This is a genomic window from Streptomyces luomodiensis (assembly GCF_031679605.1).
GTDB lineage: Bacteria > Actinomycetota > Actinomycetes > Streptomycetales > Streptomycetaceae > Streptomyces > Streptomyces luomodiensis.
Genome location: NZ_CP117522.1, coordinates 4,006,768 through 4,022,925, shown reverse-complemented (window position 1 = coordinate 4,022,925; position 16,158 = coordinate 4,006,768). Strand labels below are relative to the sequence as shown.

At 74.0% G+C, this 16,158-nt stretch carries 9 protein-coding genes and 1 tRNA gene; 7 read left to right on the top strand and 3 right to left on the bottom strand.

Annotated elements, in window-relative coordinates:
- The 4 genes from PS467_RS16900 (at position 1) to PS467_RS16885 (ending at position 7,426) form a co-directional block, all read left to right on the top strand.
- The gene (locus PS467_RS16900; RefSeq protein ID WP_311035992.1) at positions 1-1,656 is read left to right on the top strand and encodes a beta-N-acetylhexosaminidase; all 1,656 of its coding nucleotides are present in this window, start codon (positions 1-3) and stop codon (positions 1,654-1,656) included.
- A 276-nt stretch (positions 1,657-1,932) separates the two neighbouring features.
- Positions 1,933-2,832: an FAD binding domain-containing protein gene (locus tag PS467_RS16895; RefSeq protein ID WP_268972370.1), complete on the top strand. Its 900-nt coding sequence runs from the start codon at positions 1,933-1,935 to the stop codon at positions 2,830-2,832.
- On the top strand, positions 2,829-5,108 hold the full coding sequence (locus PS467_RS16890) for a 2Fe-2S iron-sulfur cluster-binding protein (protein ID WP_311035991.1): 2,280 nt from the start codon (positions 2,829-2,831) through the stop codon (positions 5,106-5,108). Before PS467_RS16895 ends, PS467_RS16890 begins: the two co-directional genes overlap by 4 nt.
- Positions 5,105-7,426, top strand: coding sequence for a xanthine dehydrogenase family protein molybdopterin-binding subunit (locus tag PS467_RS16885; protein ID WP_311035990.1), 2,322 nt, complete (start codon positions 5,105-5,107; stop codon positions 7,424-7,426). The genes PS467_RS16890 and PS467_RS16885 overlap by 4 nt, the downstream gene beginning before the upstream one ends.
- Before the next feature lie 64 nt (positions 7,427-7,490).
- On the opposite strand, the gene PS467_RS16880 is transcribed toward PS467_RS16885, so the two are convergent.
- The 3 genes from PS467_RS16880 to PS467_RS16870 all read right to left on the bottom strand — a co-directional run bounded on the left by PS467_RS16880 (position 7,491) and on the right by PS467_RS16870 (position 13,266).
- Positions 7,491-11,759, bottom strand: a complete 4,269-nt coding sequence (locus tag PS467_RS16880) for a non-ribosomal peptide synthetase (protein ID WP_311035989.1) — start codon at positions 11,757-11,759, stop codon at positions 7,491-7,493.
- 372 nt (positions 11,760-12,131) lie between these two features.
- Positions 12,132-12,206: transfer RNA gene (locus tag PS467_RS16875), tRNA-Cys, on the bottom strand.
- 181 nt (positions 12,207-12,387) lie between these two features.
- Complete coding sequence (locus PS467_RS16870; RefSeq protein ID WP_311035988.1) at positions 12,388-13,266, bottom strand: alpha/beta fold hydrolase; 879 nt, start codon at positions 13,264-13,266, stop codon at positions 12,388-12,390.
- 180 nt (positions 13,267-13,446) lie between these two features.
- Here PS467_RS16870 and PS467_RS16865 point away from each other — a divergent pair, with 180 nt between their 5' ends.
- From PS467_RS16865 to PS467_RS16855, 3 genes are all read left to right on the top strand, one after another.
- Positions 13,447-14,352 (top strand): LysR family transcriptional regulator, encoded by a 906-nt coding sequence (locus PS467_RS16865; protein ID WP_311035987.1) that lies wholly within the window; start codon positions 13,447-13,449, stop codon positions 14,350-14,352.
- Between the two features lie 117 nt (positions 14,353-14,469).
- Positions 14,470-15,039 carry a cysteine dioxygenase family protein gene (locus PS467_RS16860; RefSeq protein WP_311035986.1) on the top strand — a complete coding sequence of 190 codons (570 nt, stop codon included), beginning with the start codon at positions 14,470-14,472 and terminating at the stop codon, positions 15,037-15,039.
- The gene (locus PS467_RS16855) at positions 15,036-16,091 is read left to right on the top strand and encodes a YeiH family protein (RefSeq protein WP_311035985.1); all 1,056 of its coding nucleotides are present in this window, start codon (positions 15,036-15,038) and stop codon (positions 16,089-16,091) included. The genes PS467_RS16860 and PS467_RS16855 overlap by 4 nt, the downstream gene beginning before the upstream one ends.
- Positions 16,092-16,158 lie beyond the last annotated feature (67 nt).

Genomic DNA, 16,158 nt, shown 5'->3' with positions numbered 1-16,158 from the left:
ATGACACACGACCCCGCGGGGCTGATCCCCGCACCCCGCCACGACGAGAGCCGGCCGGACCGCGCGGGCGCGCGGATCGACCCGCTCCGCACCGCCCTGGCCGCCGGCCCCGGCACCGAAGGGGTGGCGCGCCTGCTGCGCGCGAGCCTCGGCCAGGCGCTCGGACTGGCCCTGCCGGACGGCGAACCCGGCGGCCGGGACACCGTCACGCTGCGGATCGACACCGCGCTGGAGCCCGAGGGCTACCGGCTCACCGTGGCCGACGGGCGCGTGGAGATCGCGGGCGGCGCGGCCGCGGGCGTCCACTGGGGCACCCAGACCCTCCGTCAGCTGCTGGGCCCCGACGCCTTCCGCCGCGCTCCGCTGAGGGGCGCGGGGGCCGCCTGGGACCTTGCGGAGCGGACGGTCGAGGACGCGCCGCGGTTCGCCTGGCGCGGGCTGATGCTGGACGTGGCCCGTCACTTCATGCCCAAGGACGGCGTCTTCGCCTATATCGACCTGCTCGCCGCCCACAAGCTCAACGTGCTCCACTTCCACCTCACCGACGACCAGGGCTGGCGCGTCGAGATCCGCCGCTATCCGAAGCTCACCGAAACCGGCGCCTGGCGCGAGCGCACCAAGCTCGGCCACCGGGCCTCCCCGCTGTGGGACGAGCGGCCGCACGGCGGCTACTACACCCAGGACGACATCCGCGAGATCGTCGCCTACGCCGCCGAGCGGCATATCACCGTCGTCCCGGAGATCGACATCCCCGGACACTCGCAGGCCGCCATCGCCGCGTACCCGGAGCTGGGCAACACGGACGTCATCGACACCGCCTCCCTCGGAGTCTGGACCACCTGGGGCATCAACCCGAACGTACTCTCCCCCACCGACAACACGCTCCGCTTCTACGAGAACGTGCTGGCCGAGGTCCTGGAGCTGTTCCCCGGCAGCTTCGTCCACATCGGCGGCGACGAGTGCCCCAAGGACCAGTGGAAGGCGTCCCCGGCCGCCCAGGAGCGCATCCGCGCACTGGGCCTGGCCGACGAGGACGCGCTCCAGAGCTGGTTCATCCGCCACTTCGGCCGCTGGCTCGCCGAGCGCGGCCGCCGGCTGATCGGCTGGGACGAGATCCTCGAGGGCGGCGCGCCCGGCGCCCCGCTGCCCGAGGGCGCCGCCGTCTCCTCCTGGCGCGGCTACGCGGGCGGGATCGCCGCCGCGCGGGCCGGCCACGACGTCGTCATGTGCCCCGAGCAGCAGGTGTACCTGGACCACCGGCAGGCCCCGGGCGAGGACGAGCCGGTCCCGATCGGCTATGTGCGCACCCTGGAGGACATCTACCGTTTCGAACCCGTTCCACCGCAGCTCACCGGCTCGGGCGCGGACCGGGTGCTGGGCGCCCAGGCCAATGTCTGGACCGAGGTGATGGAGGACCGCCGGCGCGTCGACTACCAGACCTTCCCCCGGCTCGCCGCCTTCGCCGAGGTCGTCTGGTCGGCCCTGCCACCGTCCCCCGCACGGGACTTCGGGGCGTTCGAGGAGCGCATGGAGGCACACTACGCGCGCCTGGACGCGCTCGGCGTGAGCTACCGCCCGCCCGCCGGGCCGCTGCCCTGGCAGCGGCGCCCCGGGATTCTCGGACGCCCGCGCGAGGGGGCGCCCCCGATCGTGTGAGCCACCCCGTAAGGTGCGCACCGCTGCCCGCCGCCCCTGGGAGCGTAGTCCCACCGGCGCACGCCCAAATCGCACAAGGGTCCCTGAAACGTGGCAATCCACTCCTGGCGGAGACGTCGCCAGAAACCCGTACCATCCCGCAGGTCAGGGACGGATCCACGGATCGCGGACCCACACGACGGCGGGGTCGGAAGATGTGCCAGAGTTGCCACGTCCGGGCTGTCAGCACGTACCGTACGGCGCAACAGCCGGGATACCGGGGAAGGGGCAGCTGGGTTGACCACGCACGCACCGCAGGCGGCGCACACGGTGACGTTGCCGGGCACGCTCGACGAGGCCGTAGCGGCGCTGGCCGCCATGCCCGCCGCCGTGCCCGTGGCGGGCGGTACCGATCTGATGGCCGCGGTCAACTCCGGCCTGCTGCGGCCCGCCGCGCTCGTCGGCCTCGGCCGGATCAGCGAAATCCGCGGCTGGCGCTATCTGGACGGGCACGCCCTCCTCGGCGCCGGACTCACCCACGCCCGGATGGGCCGCCCCGACTTCGCCGCGCTGATCCCGGCGCTGGCCGCGGCCGCGCGGGCCGCCGGACCGCCGCAGATCCGCAACGCCGGCACCCTCGGCGGCAACATCGTCACCGCCGCCCCCACCGGCGACGCGCTGCCGGTGCTCGCCGCGCTGGAGGCCACGGTGGTCATCGCCGGGCCCGAGGGCTCCCGCCGCGAGACCCCGGTCAGCCATCTGCTCGCCGGGGTCGACATGCTGCGCCCCGGTGAACTCGTCGGATTCGTCCGGGTGCCGCTGCTGCACGCCCCGCAGACCTTCCTCAAGGCCACCGGGCGCACCGGGCCCGGCCGGGCCACCGCCTCGGTCGCCCTCGTCCTCGACCCGGCGCGGCGCGGGGTGCGCTGTGCGGTCGGCGCGGTCGCGCCGATGCCGCTGCGCCCCCTGGAGGCCGAGCGCTGGGTCGCCTCGCTCATCGACTGGGACGGCGACCGCGGTCATCTCGACCCGCAGGTCATCACCGCTTTCGGCGAGTACGTCGCCGCCGCGTGCATCCCCGATCCGCTGCCCTCGCAGGACGGCGGCGAGCCGATCCCCCTGCCGCCCGCCGCGATCCATCTGAGGCGTACCGTGGCAGCCCTGGCCCGCCGAGCACTGGGGAGGGCACTCGCGTGAGTGACGAACAGCAGCCGCACCGGCAGGAGCCGGTGAGCGGATGGCAGCCGATGCCGCACGGTCCGGAGTACGACGCCGAGTCGACGGCCTTCGTCCAACTGCCGCCCGACTACGCGCATCCGAACCCGGCCGATCCGTCGGGCCATTGGGACCCGCTCGCCGCGCCCGGCACGGGCTACGCGCCCCCGCCGATGGACGCGGGGCACGGCGACCCGTCCCAGGGCGGCCAGTGGCAGCCGGCCGGACACGACCAGGGCGCGGCCCACGACCAGGGCATGACCGGGCACTGGACCACGGCCGACGCCGCCGGCGCCTACCTCTACGGCGGCCTCCACGATCCGCACGGCTCCGGCCAGTGGGCGATGCCCGCCGAGGACCAGCAGGGCCACCACCCGCAGCACACCGGCCACTGGCCGGCCCCGGCGGCCGAGGAGCCGGTGGACGACTGGCCGGTGCCCACCCCGTCCGACGGCGCCGACGGGCCCGTGCACACCAGCCAGTGGACCATCCCCGTGGCGGGCGACGACGGGGTGGACGAGACCGGTGAGTACCGGGTCGACGACCACCCCGGCCCGGCCGCCCCTCCGTACGGCGATCACCCGGACGGCCCCCAGGACCCGCAGACGACGGCCCAGTTGCGGATGCCGTTCATCGCCGGGGCGACGCCCCAGCAGCAGCCGCACGAGGCCCACCAGCCGCATCAGTCCCACCAGCCCGGCCAGCCGCACGAGGCCCACCAGCCGCATCCCGGGCAGCAGCAGGGGCACACCGGCCAGTGGTCGGTTCCGGCCGCCGAGGAGGGGGTGGAGGACTCCGGGGAGTACGCGGTCGAGGGCCACCCGGGCCCGGCCGCCCCGCCGGCCGCGGCCACACCGCCGCCGGCCCGCCGTCCGCTGGGCATGCCCGACCGCGACGAGCCGGTCCCGGCCGCGGACCCGGCGTGGCCGGGCCCCTCCGCCGGGGACTCGGGCCAGTTCGCGGTCGAGGGGCACCAGGGGCTGCACACCCCGCAGCACGGCGGCCCCGTGCCCGGTGAGCGGCAGTCCGCCGCCGACGACCCCGCCTGGGGGCACGGCGGTCCGGCCGCCGGGGACTCCGGCGAGTTCCCGGTCGACGGTCAGCACGCCGGGCTCCACACCCCGCCGCACGGCAGCCCGGCGCCCGGACTGCCCCAGGACGCGGCCTGGCAGGGCGAGTTCACGGGCGAGCGGTTCGAGGGTGAACGGTTCGAGGGCGAGCGGTTCGACGGCGAGCCGTTCGAAGGTGAGCAGCTCGACGGCGACCGGTTCGCGGGTGACGCCCATGGGCACGCCCCGCACCCCGGCCCCGAGGCCGGCGCGGGCCACACCGACGCGCCCGCCGACGGCCGGGACGCCGCCGAGGCCCCCGCCGAGCCCTCCGCCGAGGCGGTGCCGGACGGCGCCGGGCCCGAGGCCGCCGAGCCCGCGGGCGGGCCCGAACCGGCCGCGGCCGAGGGCGAGTTCACCGCGGCCGCTGACGCCGCCGAGGGGCCCGCTCCGGCCGAGCCCCGGCCCGAGACCCCGGCGGAGATTCCCGAGGCCGCTGACGCCCCCGCTGAGCCCGTTCCCGGCCCCGCCCCCGCCGAGGCGGCCCCGGCCGGCCCGGTCGCCTCGCCCATCGACGAGTTCCCGAGTCACAGCGAGCATCCACTCACCTCCTACGTGCTGCACGTCAACGGCGCCGACCGCCCCGTCACCGACGTCTGGATCGGCGAGTCGCTGCTCTACGTCCTGCGGGAGCGGCTCGGTCTCGCCGGGGCCAAGGACGGCTGCTCGCAAGGCGAGTGCGGGGCCTGCTCGGTCCAGGTCGACGGGCGGCTCGTCGCCTCCTGCCTGGTGCCCGCCGCCACCGCCGCGGGCAGCGAGGTCCGCACCGTGGAGGGCCTCGCCGCAGGCGGACAGCCCTCCGACGTCCAGCGGGCGCTCGCCGAGTGCGGGGCGGTGCAGTGCGGCTTCTGCGTGCCCGGCCTCGCGATGACCGTGCACGACCTCCTCGAGGGCAACCACGCCCCGACCGACCAGCAGACCCGGCAGGCGATCTCCGGCAACCTCTGCCGCTGCTCCGGCTACCGCGGGGTGCTCGACGCCGTCCGCGAGGTCGTCGCGAGCCGCGAGGCCGCCGCGGCGGAGGCCGACGCGGACGGCGGACCCGACGCCCACCAGGACCCGGCCCGCATCCCGCACCAGGCGGGACCGCACGGCATCACCGGCAACGGGAGCGTCAACGGAAGCGGCAGCGGAAGGGCATCGGCATGACCGGAATCGCGGACGGCGCGGGCGCCGTCACCGCCACCCCCGCCGCCGGAACGCCCGTCCAGCCCCCGGCCCGCATGGGCCTCGGCGTGTCCCTGCCGCCCGCCGACTCGGCGGCCAAGACCTCGGGCACCTTCCCGTACGCGGCCGACCTGTGGGCCGAGGGGCTGCTGTGGGCCGCCGTGCTGCGCTCCCCGCATCCGCACGCCCGCATCGTCTCCATCGACACCACCCAGGCGGCCGAAATGCCGGGCGTACGGGCCGTGGTGACCCACGCCGACGTGCCCGGCGACGCCTCCCACGGCCGCCGGGTCGCCGACCGCCCGGTCTTCGCCAAGGACCTGGTCCGGCACCACGGCGAGCCGATCGCCGCGGTCGCCGCCGACCACCCCGACACGGCCCGGCTGGCGGCCGCCGCCATCGCCGTCGAGTACGAGGTGCTGGAGCCGGTCACCGACCCCGAGCAGGCGTTCCACGCCGAGCCGCTGCACCCGGACGGCAATCTGGTCCGCCACATCCCGCTGTCCTTCGGCGACCCCGAGGTGGTCGGCGAGGTCATCGTCGAGGGGCTGTACCGCATCGGCCGCCAGGACCCGGCGCCCATCGGCGCCGAGGCCGGCCTGGCCGTGCCGCGCCCCGACGGCGGGGTGGAGATCTACACCGCCTCCACCGATCCGCACGCCGACCGCGATCTGGCCGCCGCCTGCTTCGGCCTGGAGCCGGACCGGGTGAAGGTCGTCGTCACCGGCGTGCCCGGCGCCATGGGCGAGCGCGAGGACCCGGGGATGCAGCTGCCGCTCGGGCTGCTGGCGCTGCGCACCGGCCATCCGGTGAAGCTCGCCGCGACCCGTGAGGAGTCCTTCCTCGGCCACGCCCACCGCCACCCCACCCTGCTGCGTTACCGCCACCACGCGGACGCCCAGGGCAAGCTGGTCAAGGTCGAGGCGCAGATCCTGATGGACGCCGGCGCCTACGCCGACTCCTCGGCGGACACGCTGGCCGCCGCCGTCTCCTTCGCCTGCGGCCCGTACGTCGTCCCGCACGCCTTCATCGAGGGCTGGGCCGTGCGCACCAACAACCCGCCCTCCGGCCATGTCCGCGGTGAGGGCGCGCTGCAGGTGTGCGCCGCGTACGAGGGCCAGATGGACAAGCTGGCGGCCAAGCTCGGGCTCGACCCCGCCGAGATCCGGATGCGCAACGTGATGGCGACCGGCGATCTGCTGCCCACCGGGCAGACCGTCACCTGCCCGGCCCCGGTCGCCGAACTGCTTCAAGCCGTAAGGGACGCACCGCTGCCCGCCCTCCCCGAGGACGACCCCGAGGAGGAGTGGCTGCTGCCGGGCGGCCCCGAGGGCGCGGGCGACCCGGCCGCGGTGCGGCGCGGGGTCGGCTACGCCCTGGGCATGGTCCATATGCTCGGCGCCGAGGGGGCCGACGAGGTCTCCACCGCGACCGTCAAGGTGACCGGCCCGGTGGCCACCGTGATCTGCGCGGCCGTGGAGACCGGCCAGGGCTTCACCACGCTGGCCCGCCAGATCGTCCAGGACGTCCTCGGCATCGAGGAGGTCCATGTCGCGCCCATCGACACCGATCAGCCCCCGGCCGGGCCCGCCTCGCGCGGCCGCCACACCTGGGTCTCGGGCGGTGCGGTCGAGCGCGCCGCGAAGATGGTCCGCACCCAGCTGCTACAGCCCCTCGCGCACACCTTCGGCATGTCGACCGAGCTGCTCACCATCGCCGACGGCAAGATCACCTCGTATGACGGGGTGCTCAGCACCACCGTCGAGGAGGCCCTGGAGGGCAAGGAGCTGTGGGCCACCGCCCAGTGCCGTCCGCACCCCACCGAGCCGCTGGACGAGACCGGCCAGGGTGACGCCTTCGTCGGGCTCGCCTACTGCGCGGTACGCGCCGTGGTGGACGTCGACATCGAGATCGGCGCGGTCCGGGTCGTGGACATGACGGTGGCCCAGGACGTGGGCCGGGTGCTCAACCCGCGTCAGCTCAAGGCCCGTATCGAGGCGGGCGTCGCCCAGGGCATCGGCGCGGCCCTCACCGAGAACCTGCGCACCTCACGCGGTGTGGTCCGGCACCCCGACCTGACCGGCTACGCCCTGCCGACCGCCCTGGACGTGCCCGACATCCGCATCGTCAAGCTGGTCGAGGAGCGGGACGTGGTGGCCCCCTTCGGCGCCAAGGCGGCCAGCGCGGTGCCGGTGGTCACCTCCCCGGCGGCGGTCGCGGCGGCGGTCCGCGCGGCCACCGGCAGGCCGGTCAACCGCCTGCCGATCCGCCCGCAGTCGGCGGTCGTCAACCGTATGTAGCGCCCCTCCGGCCAGGAGGGGTGGTGCGGCCGGGCGGGACGCTCCGCCCGGCCACACCGCGCCGTCAGGCGTCGGCCGCGTCGAGCGCCGCCGCCACGACCGGGCCGATGAGCGCCACATGCTCCTGGCGCATCATGTGGTGGTGCTGCGCGGGCACCTGATGGACCCGCACCGTGCCGTCCACATACGGCTGCCAGGACTCCGGGGTGTGCGCCGGGCGCGGGAAGCCGGGGGTCTCGTACTCCGCCGCGAACAGCAGCAGATCGCCGGTGTACGGGTCCGGCGAGAACTTCTTCGTCAGCTCTATGTCGCTGCGCATGATGTCCAGCAGCGGGAAGGTGGCCTCGCCCGCCAGCAGCCGCGCGGGCAGACCGGACTCCCGGACGAGGGCCGCGGCCAGCTCGTCGGCGTCGCGTTCCGGCGCGTCGGCGATCTCGCCGGACGGCTGGGTCTCCCCGGACGGCTGGGTCTCCCCGGCCCACGGGATGATGATGTCGCCGCCCCGCAGGCTCTCCAGGAGCATGCCCAGCCACTCGCGCTTGCTGTAGTCGGGCAGTCCGAACTCCCACTGGTTGTCGGGGTAGGCGTCGAGGATCGACAGCACCCCGACCCGCTCGCCCGCGCTCTGCAGCCGCGTCGCCATCGCGTACGCCACCAGACCGCCGAAGGACCAGCCGAGCAGGTGGTACGGGCCCTTGGGCTGGACCGCGCGGATCTGCTCCACGTAGTCGGCGGCCATCTCGTCCACGCTGGAGGGCAGGATGCCGTCCTCCTGGAGCCCGTGCGACTGGAGGGCGTAGACCGGCCGCTCGTCGAGATGGCGCAGCAGGCCGGTGTAGAGCCAGCCCAGGCCGCCGCCGGGGTGGACGCAGAACAGCGGGGCGAGCCGGCCCTGGGCACGCAGCGGGAGCAGCGGGTCCAGACCGTGCTCCACCGCACCGTCCCTGGCCGTCCGGTCCTCGTCGAGGCGCTCGGCGAGCTGGGCGACGGTCGATGCCTCGAAGAGGGTACGGACCTCCATGGGCACGTCGAGCGCGGTACGGACCTTGGCGGCGAGCTGGGCTGCGAGCATCGAGTGGCCGCCGAGTTCGAAGAAGCCGTCGTCGATGCCGACGGTGGGCAGGCCGAGCACCTCGGCGAACAGTTGGCACAGGACCCGCTCGCGCGCGGTGCGCGGCTCGCGCGAGGCCGCCGCGCCGGTGAGGTCGGGGGCGGGCAGGGCGCGGCGGTCGACCTTGCCGGTCTCGGTCAGCGGCAGGTCGTCCAGGACGACGACGGCGGCCGGGACCATGTGGTCGGGCAGCCGTCGGGCCACCGAGCGGCGGACCGCGGCGGGGTCCATGGCTTCGGCGCCGGCGGTGCCGTGGGGCTCGGCCTGGGCGTCGGCCTCTGCGACGGCCTTGGAGGCGCCCTGGGCCTCGCACTCTGCGTCGGCCTTGGCGTCGGCCTGGACATCGCCCTTTGCCTCGGCCTTGGCCGGGACGACGTAGGCGACGAGCTGCTTGTCCCCGGGGCGTGTCTCGCGGGCGACGACCACCGCCCGTTCCACTCCGGGCAGCGACCGCACCGCCTCCTCGACCTCGCCCAGCTCGATCCGGAAGCCCCGGATCTTGACCTGGTCGTCGGCGCGGCCGAGGTACTCCAGCTCCCCGTCGGCGGTCCACCGGGCCAGGTCGCCGGTGCGGTACATCCGCTCGCCGGGGGCCCCGAACGGATTGGCGACAAATCGCTCCGCCGTCAGGCCCGGACGGTTCAGATAGCCGCGGGCCAGGCCGGGCCCCGACACGTACATCTCACCGGTCGTCCCCGGCACGGCCGGGCGCAGCGCCCCGTCCAGCACATGGACCCGCAGGTCGGGGATGCCGGTGCCGACGACGCTCCCGGGCAGGGTCGCGGCGGCCTCGCGGTCCAGGGCGCGGTAGGTGACGTGCACGGTGGTCTCGGTGATCCCGTACATGTTCACCAGGACGGGGGCGGTGTCGGGGTGCCGCTCGTACCAGTCCGCCAGCCGCCGCAGGTCCAGCGCCTCGCCGCCGAAGACGACGGCGCGCAGGGCGGTGAGCCGCGCGCCGGTGCCGGGGTCCTCCTGGTCCGCGTGGATCAGCTGCTGGAAGGCGGAGGGGGTCTGGCTGAGCACGGTGACCCGCTCGTCCGCCAGCAGGCGCAGGAACGCGTCGGGGGAGCGGCTGATGGCCTGCGGGACGACCACGAGCCGGCCGCCGTGCAGCAGCGGGCCCCAGATCTCCCAGACCGAGAAGTCGAAGGCGTAGCTGTGGAACATGGTCCACACGTCGTCGGCGCCGAAGTGGAACCAGCCGTCGGTGGCGCCGAAGAGCCGGACCACGTTGTGGTGCGGTACGACGACGCCCTTGGGGGTGCCGGTGGAGCCGGAGGTGAAGATGGTGTAGGCGGGGTGCTCGGGGGACAGCGGCGCGGTGCGCTGCTCGTCGGTGGGGTCGTCCGCGGGCTGTCCGGCGAGGGCGGTGAGGATGTCCGGATCGTCCAGCGCCAGCTGGTCGGAGGCCGTTCCGGTCAGCGTTCCGGCGAGGTCGCGGGTGGTGACGACGACCGCGGGGGCGGCCTGCCGGAGCATCAGCTCCAGGCGCTCACGCGGATAGCCGGGGTCCAGCGGAAGGTAGGCGGCGCCGGACTTGAGTACGGCGAGTACGGCGACGATCAGGTCGGCCGAGCGGGGAAGGGCGAGAGCGACGAGCCGTTCCGGGCCCGCGCCCCGGGTTATCAGCAGATGGGCGAGGCGGTTCGCGGAGCGGTTCAGCTCGGCGTAGGTGAGGGAGGTCGCGCCGTCGCTCACCGCCACCGCCGAGGGGGTGCGGGCGGCCTGCGCGGCGAACAGGTCGGGGAGTGTGGCGGGAGGTATGTCCGGGATCAGGGGCGTCCGCGGGGCCCCGCCCCGGCTCTCGCCCCGGTCCCCGCCCCCGTAACCGCTCCAGGCCAGCACCCGCGCCCGCTCCTCGGCGGTCAGCAGCTCGATACCGCCGACGGTGCGCTCGGGGTCCGAGACGTCGGCGAACGCGTGCACCAGCGTCAGGAAGCGGGCCCGGTGGGCGGCCAGGTCCTCGTCGCTGTAGAGGTCGGCGTTGGCGTTGAGGTCGATACGGATGCCGGTGCCGTCGGACCGGTCGTAGGCCATGATCGACAGGTCCTCGACCAGCCCGTTCGAAATGTTGTGGGCGGTGACGCGATGTCCCGCGAAGTCAAAGTCGTATTCAAACGACATGATGTTGACGTGGGGGCCCAGGAAACTGTTGCCCCCGTCGGGAAGATGCAGATCCCGCACCATGTCGATACGGCGGTAGCGCTGATGCCGCAACGCTTTCCGCATCTCCTTCGACGCCTGCCGGATGAGATCCCGTACCCGCATATGCGGGGTGACGTCGAGACGCAGCGGCGCGACGTTGGCGAACATGCCGGGGTGGGCGCGCGTCGCGGCGTCGGTACGAGCCGATACCGGCAGGGTGAGGACGATGTCCTGCTTGCCGGTCAGCCGGTGCAGATAAGCCGCGGTCGCCGCGATCATCAGGGCGGACCAGTGGGTTCCCGCCTTTCGTGCGGCACCGCGCAGTCCGGCTGCTTCCGCCTCCGACAGATACGCCGTCTCGCGCCGGAAGTCACGCAGGTTCTTGCCTGGTCGTCCGGAAAGCCGGGCCGGTTCGGGGCAATCCCCGAACCGTTCCATCCAATACTCTCTGTCCCTGGTGAAATCCTCCGACGCGCGGTATTTCTCATCCCATTCGAGCATCTCCCGCAGCGAGCCGCGGCCGGTCGCCGGAGCCGCCTCGTGCCGGGTCTGACCGGCCTCGGTCCGGGTTCCGGCCCCCGCCGCGTAGGCCGTGTAGAGTTCGGCCACCCGACGGGCGGTGAGGGCCGCCCCGGCGGCGTCCGTCACGATGTGGTGCGGCGCCTGGTACCAGGCGAACCGCTCGGGCCCCAATTGGAACAGGGCGAAGGCGAACAGCGGAGCGCGGGTGAGATCGGTCGGCCGGGTCATCTCCTCCCGCATCCACCGTTCGGCCGCCTCCCGGGGATTCGCCTCGCCGCTGACATCGAAAAACGGCAACTCCCATTCGGTTACCGGTTCAACAACCTGCCACGGCACCCCGCCGTCCTCGCCGAAACGCGTGTTGTACGGCTCGGTTTCGGCGACCGCCCGGCGGAGTGCGGATTCGAACAGCGTTCGGTCGATCGGGCCATGAATTTCCAGATACTCGCCCACCCGGAAGCGGGTGCTCTCCGGTGTCAGTTGCTGGCCGAGCCAGATCTCACTCTGGCTGGTCGACAGCGGAAGGCGGGCACCCCTGGCATCGGACTGCAAGATTCCCCCATATGGGACATGAAACGTGGTCGAAACAAAAATGCCTGGCGGCCACGGGGGGTGGTTGCAGGCACCTGTTCGACTTTAGGAGAGGAACCATGCGAGGCGGCGGGCGTGCCAGGGCAGTTGGCGCGATCTTAACCGATTGCCCGAAAATCTTCACAAGTTGCGGAGGACTCGGAAGCGTTCGGTGGCGACCGCGTGAAAGCCCATTTCAGAGGCGCCCGAAAGACGAACTCTGTCGCTTTTTCAGTAGTGATTTCCGTGGTCCGAGCATGCGCCTCCCGTTTCCGCGTGTCCAGGGGTGTGCGGGAGTTGACCGAGACGCAAACGACCGCGCGGGCGCCGAAGGAGGCGCCCGCGCGGTGGGTGTGGAGGCCGTGGCGGGAATCGAACCCACGTAACTCGCTTTGCAGGCGAGCCCCTAAACCACTCGGGCACACGGCCGTTGTCGTGCTGTGCTCTCGACGATAGGGCGGGGGCGGGGCGGGCACAACGGATCGGCGGGTGCCGCCATACGACTGACACACCGCGTTCATGGTCGGCCGGGACGCGCCCGCCGTCCGGCGCGCCACGCGGCGCTCCCGTCCGGGTCCCGGTTCCCGGTGCGCGGGTCCCGGTTCGCGGTTCACGGTCGCGCCGGGCGGTCCGCCAGGAAGTCCTCGACCGCCTGACGGAAGAGATCCGGATCGTCGACCCACGGATAGTGGCCCACCCCGTGCAGCGCCCGCGCCCGCCCGTCCGGGAAGGACTCGGCGACCACCTCCCCGGCCCGCGTGCCGGTCACCGCGTCCCGGTCGCCGGTGATCACCAGCACCGGGCACGGCACCTCGCGCAGCCGGGCCAGCACCGCGCGCCGCCCCGCTTCGTCGACGCCCTGCCAGAAGCCGGCCCTCGCCACCGGTCCCAGCTGCTCGCCCTCGCTCCGGGCGTGGGCCCGCTGGGGCTCGTCCCAGCGGCCGTACGCCATGGGGGCGGCCTGGAGCAGCAGTCTGCGCACCTCGGCGAGGTCGGTGGTGTCGGGCAGCAGCTGCACCGCCCGGTACGCCTCCTGCCACCAGGGCTCGTCGGCGCGGGATTCGAAGATCTCCCGGGCGTCCTCGGGGAGTTGGCCCTGGAGCCGGGCGCCCGGACTCACCAGGATCAGCCGGCTGAGCCGCTCGGGGTGGGCGGCCGCGTACGCCTGGGCGGTCGCGGCGGCCGCGTCATGGGCGAGCAGCGCGAAGCGGCCGAGGTCCAGATGGCGGCGGAGCGCCTCGAGGTCCTCGGCCAGCCCGGGGAAGGCGTAGCCGCCGGGGTCGGCGGCCGGCGGGGAGTCCCCGGTGCCGCGGCTGTCGGGGACGACGAGGGTGTGATGGGCGTCCAGCCCGCCGAGGTCGCCCAGATACGCGGCGTTCCGCCCCGGCCCGCCCGCCAGGCAGATCAGCGGCGGCCCCGCGGAGCCGTCCCGGGCCGCCAGGACGCGGTAGGCCAGCTGGGTTCCGTCATATGAGGTGTAGTGCGGCATGGGGCCAGCTTGCCCCAGCATCGCCGACCTGACCGTGCTTGACCGTGTGGCGTCGTGCACCGGGTGGGGCGGGGGCGATGGCACGGTGGTGCGGGCGGTGCCCACGCTGTCAAAGCACAGCTTGGGGTGATCTTGTGCCGCTCCAAATCCCGCTTATGGATATCGTCCTATGATGCGAGTGTGTTCGATTCCCGGCACATCAAGACGTTCCATGAGGTGGTCCGCTCCGGCTCCTACTCCGGGGCCGCCCGCGCCCTCGGCTACACCCAGCCGGCCATCACCCAGCAGATGAAGGCGCTCGAACGGGCCGTCGGCAGCCCGCTGTTCATCCGGGTCGGCCGGGGGATGCGGCTCACCGAGGCGGGGGAGACCCTCGCCCGGCACGCCGACACCATCCTGACCAGCATCTCCACCGCCCAGCAGCAGATGAGCGCCATCACCCGGCTGCGTTCGGGGCGGGTGCGCGTCTGCGCCTTCCCCAGCGCCAACGCGACCCTCATCCCCGAGGCCATGGCCCGGCTCGCCACCGCCCATCCGGGGGTGCGGGTGGAGCTGCTGGAGGGCGAGCCGCCGGAGTCGCTGGGGCGGGTGGTGCGCGGGGAGTGCGACATCACCCTCGCCTTCACCTATCCCGGGCTGCGTGAGGAAACCCCCGCCGAGCTGGTGGAGATCCCGCTGCTGGAGGACCAGCTGACGGTGCTGCTGCCGACCGGGCATCCGCTGGCCAGACGGCGGGCGGTCAAGCTCGCCGAGCTGAGCGGGGAGCGCTGGATCGCGGGGTGTCTGCGGTGCCGCGCCAACTTCCTGCACGAATGCGCGGAGCAGGGCTTCGCCCCGGACATCGCCTTCACCACCGACGACAACCTGGTGGTGCAGAGCATGGTCGCGGCGGGGCTCGGCGTAGCGATGATGCCGGGGCTGGTGCTCTCGTTCCTGTGCCACCAGAAGGTCACCGGGCGCGCCCTGGACCCCGCCTCGCGCCGCCGGGTCTCGGCGTACGTACTGCGCGAACATCTGGAGATCCCCGCCACAGCGCGGGTGCTGGAGGAGCTGAGGACGGTGGCCGGGAACCGGATCGGATGCTGAGCGCGGCACGCCGGCGACGCGTCGCCGGGCCGAACGCCCCATCCATAAGCGGAGCTTGGGGATCGGTCAACAACCTGTCGTTGGACGTGATGGCGCGGGCGGCAGGACGCTGCCGCCATGACCACCCCGACCGCGTATCCGCCCGCCCGTCTCCTCACCGCACGCCTCGGCGCGTTCGTCGGCGATGTCCGCGAGGCCGTCGGACGGGGCCTGGCGCCCGATGTGACCGCCTATCTGGTGGGCGAGCGGCTCGCGCCCCACCTGGGCGCGGCCGATCTGCTCACCCCCGGGCAGTGCGAGGGCGACCCCGACCGCTACCGCCAGCACGTCCTGCACGCCGAGCCCGACGGCAGCTTCTCGATCGTCGCGCTGGTGTGGCTGCCCGGCCAGCGCACGGCGATCCATGACCATGTGTCCTGGTGTGTGACCGGCGTCCACGAGGGCGAGGAGCACGAACGCCGCTACCGCCTCGTCCCCGACGGGCCGGGCTCGCGGCTGATCGCGGTGGAGGACGTGGTCAACCCGCGCGGCGCGGTGTGCGGGTTCGCGCCGCCCGGAGATATCCACAGGGTGTGGAACGCCTGTGGGACGAAGGCGATCTCGATCCATGTCTACGGGGCGGACATCGCCCGCCTCGGCAGCAGCGTCCGGCGGGTCTACGAGCTTCCGACGGCGGACGGCCGGTGACGCTGACCGCCGCGCCCGGCCGGGCACGCCAGGCGGCCGGATGGCGGCCGCCCGCCACGGCGTACGGACTCGGGTTCGCGGTGGCCGGGGTCGCGGCCGCCTGGGGCGTCCACCGGCTGCTGCCCGCCGTCCCCCTGCTGACCGCCGCCGTGGTGCTGGGCATCGTCGCCGCGCATCTGCCGGGGACGCGCGGACTCGTCCGGGGCGTCTGCCGCGCCGGGCTCTCCCTCGCCGGGAAGCGGCTGATGCGCCTGGGCATCGTGCTGCTCGGGCTCAAGCTCAGCCTGGACGATGTGCTGGGCCTCGGCTGGGCCACCGTGGCGATGGTCCTGGGCGTGGTCGCGGCCACCTTCTGCGGCACCTGGTGGCTCGGCCGCCGGATGGGGCTGCGCGGCGATCAGCCGCTGCTGATCGCCACGGGGTACGCCATCTGCGGGGCGTCCGCGATCGGTGCGGTGAGCGAGGTGTCGGACAGCGAGGAACGGGACGTGGCCACGTCCGTGGCGCTGGTGACGCTGTGCGGCACGCTCGCCATCGCCGTCCTGCCGCTGCTCCAGCACCCCTTGGGGCTCGGCGACGCGGCGTTCGGCCGGTGGGTGGGGGCGAGCGTGCACGACGTGGGCCAGGTCGTGGCGGCCGCGCAGACCGCCGGGCCGGCCGCGCTGGGCGACGCGGTGCTGGTCAAGCTGGTGCGGGTGGCCCTGCTCGCCCCGCTGGTCGCGGCGCTCGCGACCACCGTAAGGGCGCGGGCGCGCGCCGAGGGCGCGCCGGCGCCGGAGACGGAGCGGCGGCGGCCCCCGCTGGTGCCGCTGTTCGTCCTCGGCTTTCTCGCGATGACCGCCCTGCGCAGTACGGGCCTGGTGCCCACCGCGGCGCTCGACACCGCCGCCACGGCCCAGGAACTCCTCCTCGCCGCCGCCCTCTTCGGCCTGGGCAGCGCCGTCCACCTTCCCTCGCTCTCCCGCACCGGCGCTCGTGTCGCGGCGCTGGGGCTGTGCGCGTGGGTGGTGATCGCGGGGGCCTCGTACGGGGGCGTCCTGCTCACCGCGTAAGCGGTGCCTACGGCGTACGCCGTGCCTACCGGGTAAGCCGTGCCCCATGCCCGCCGCGTACGCCGTG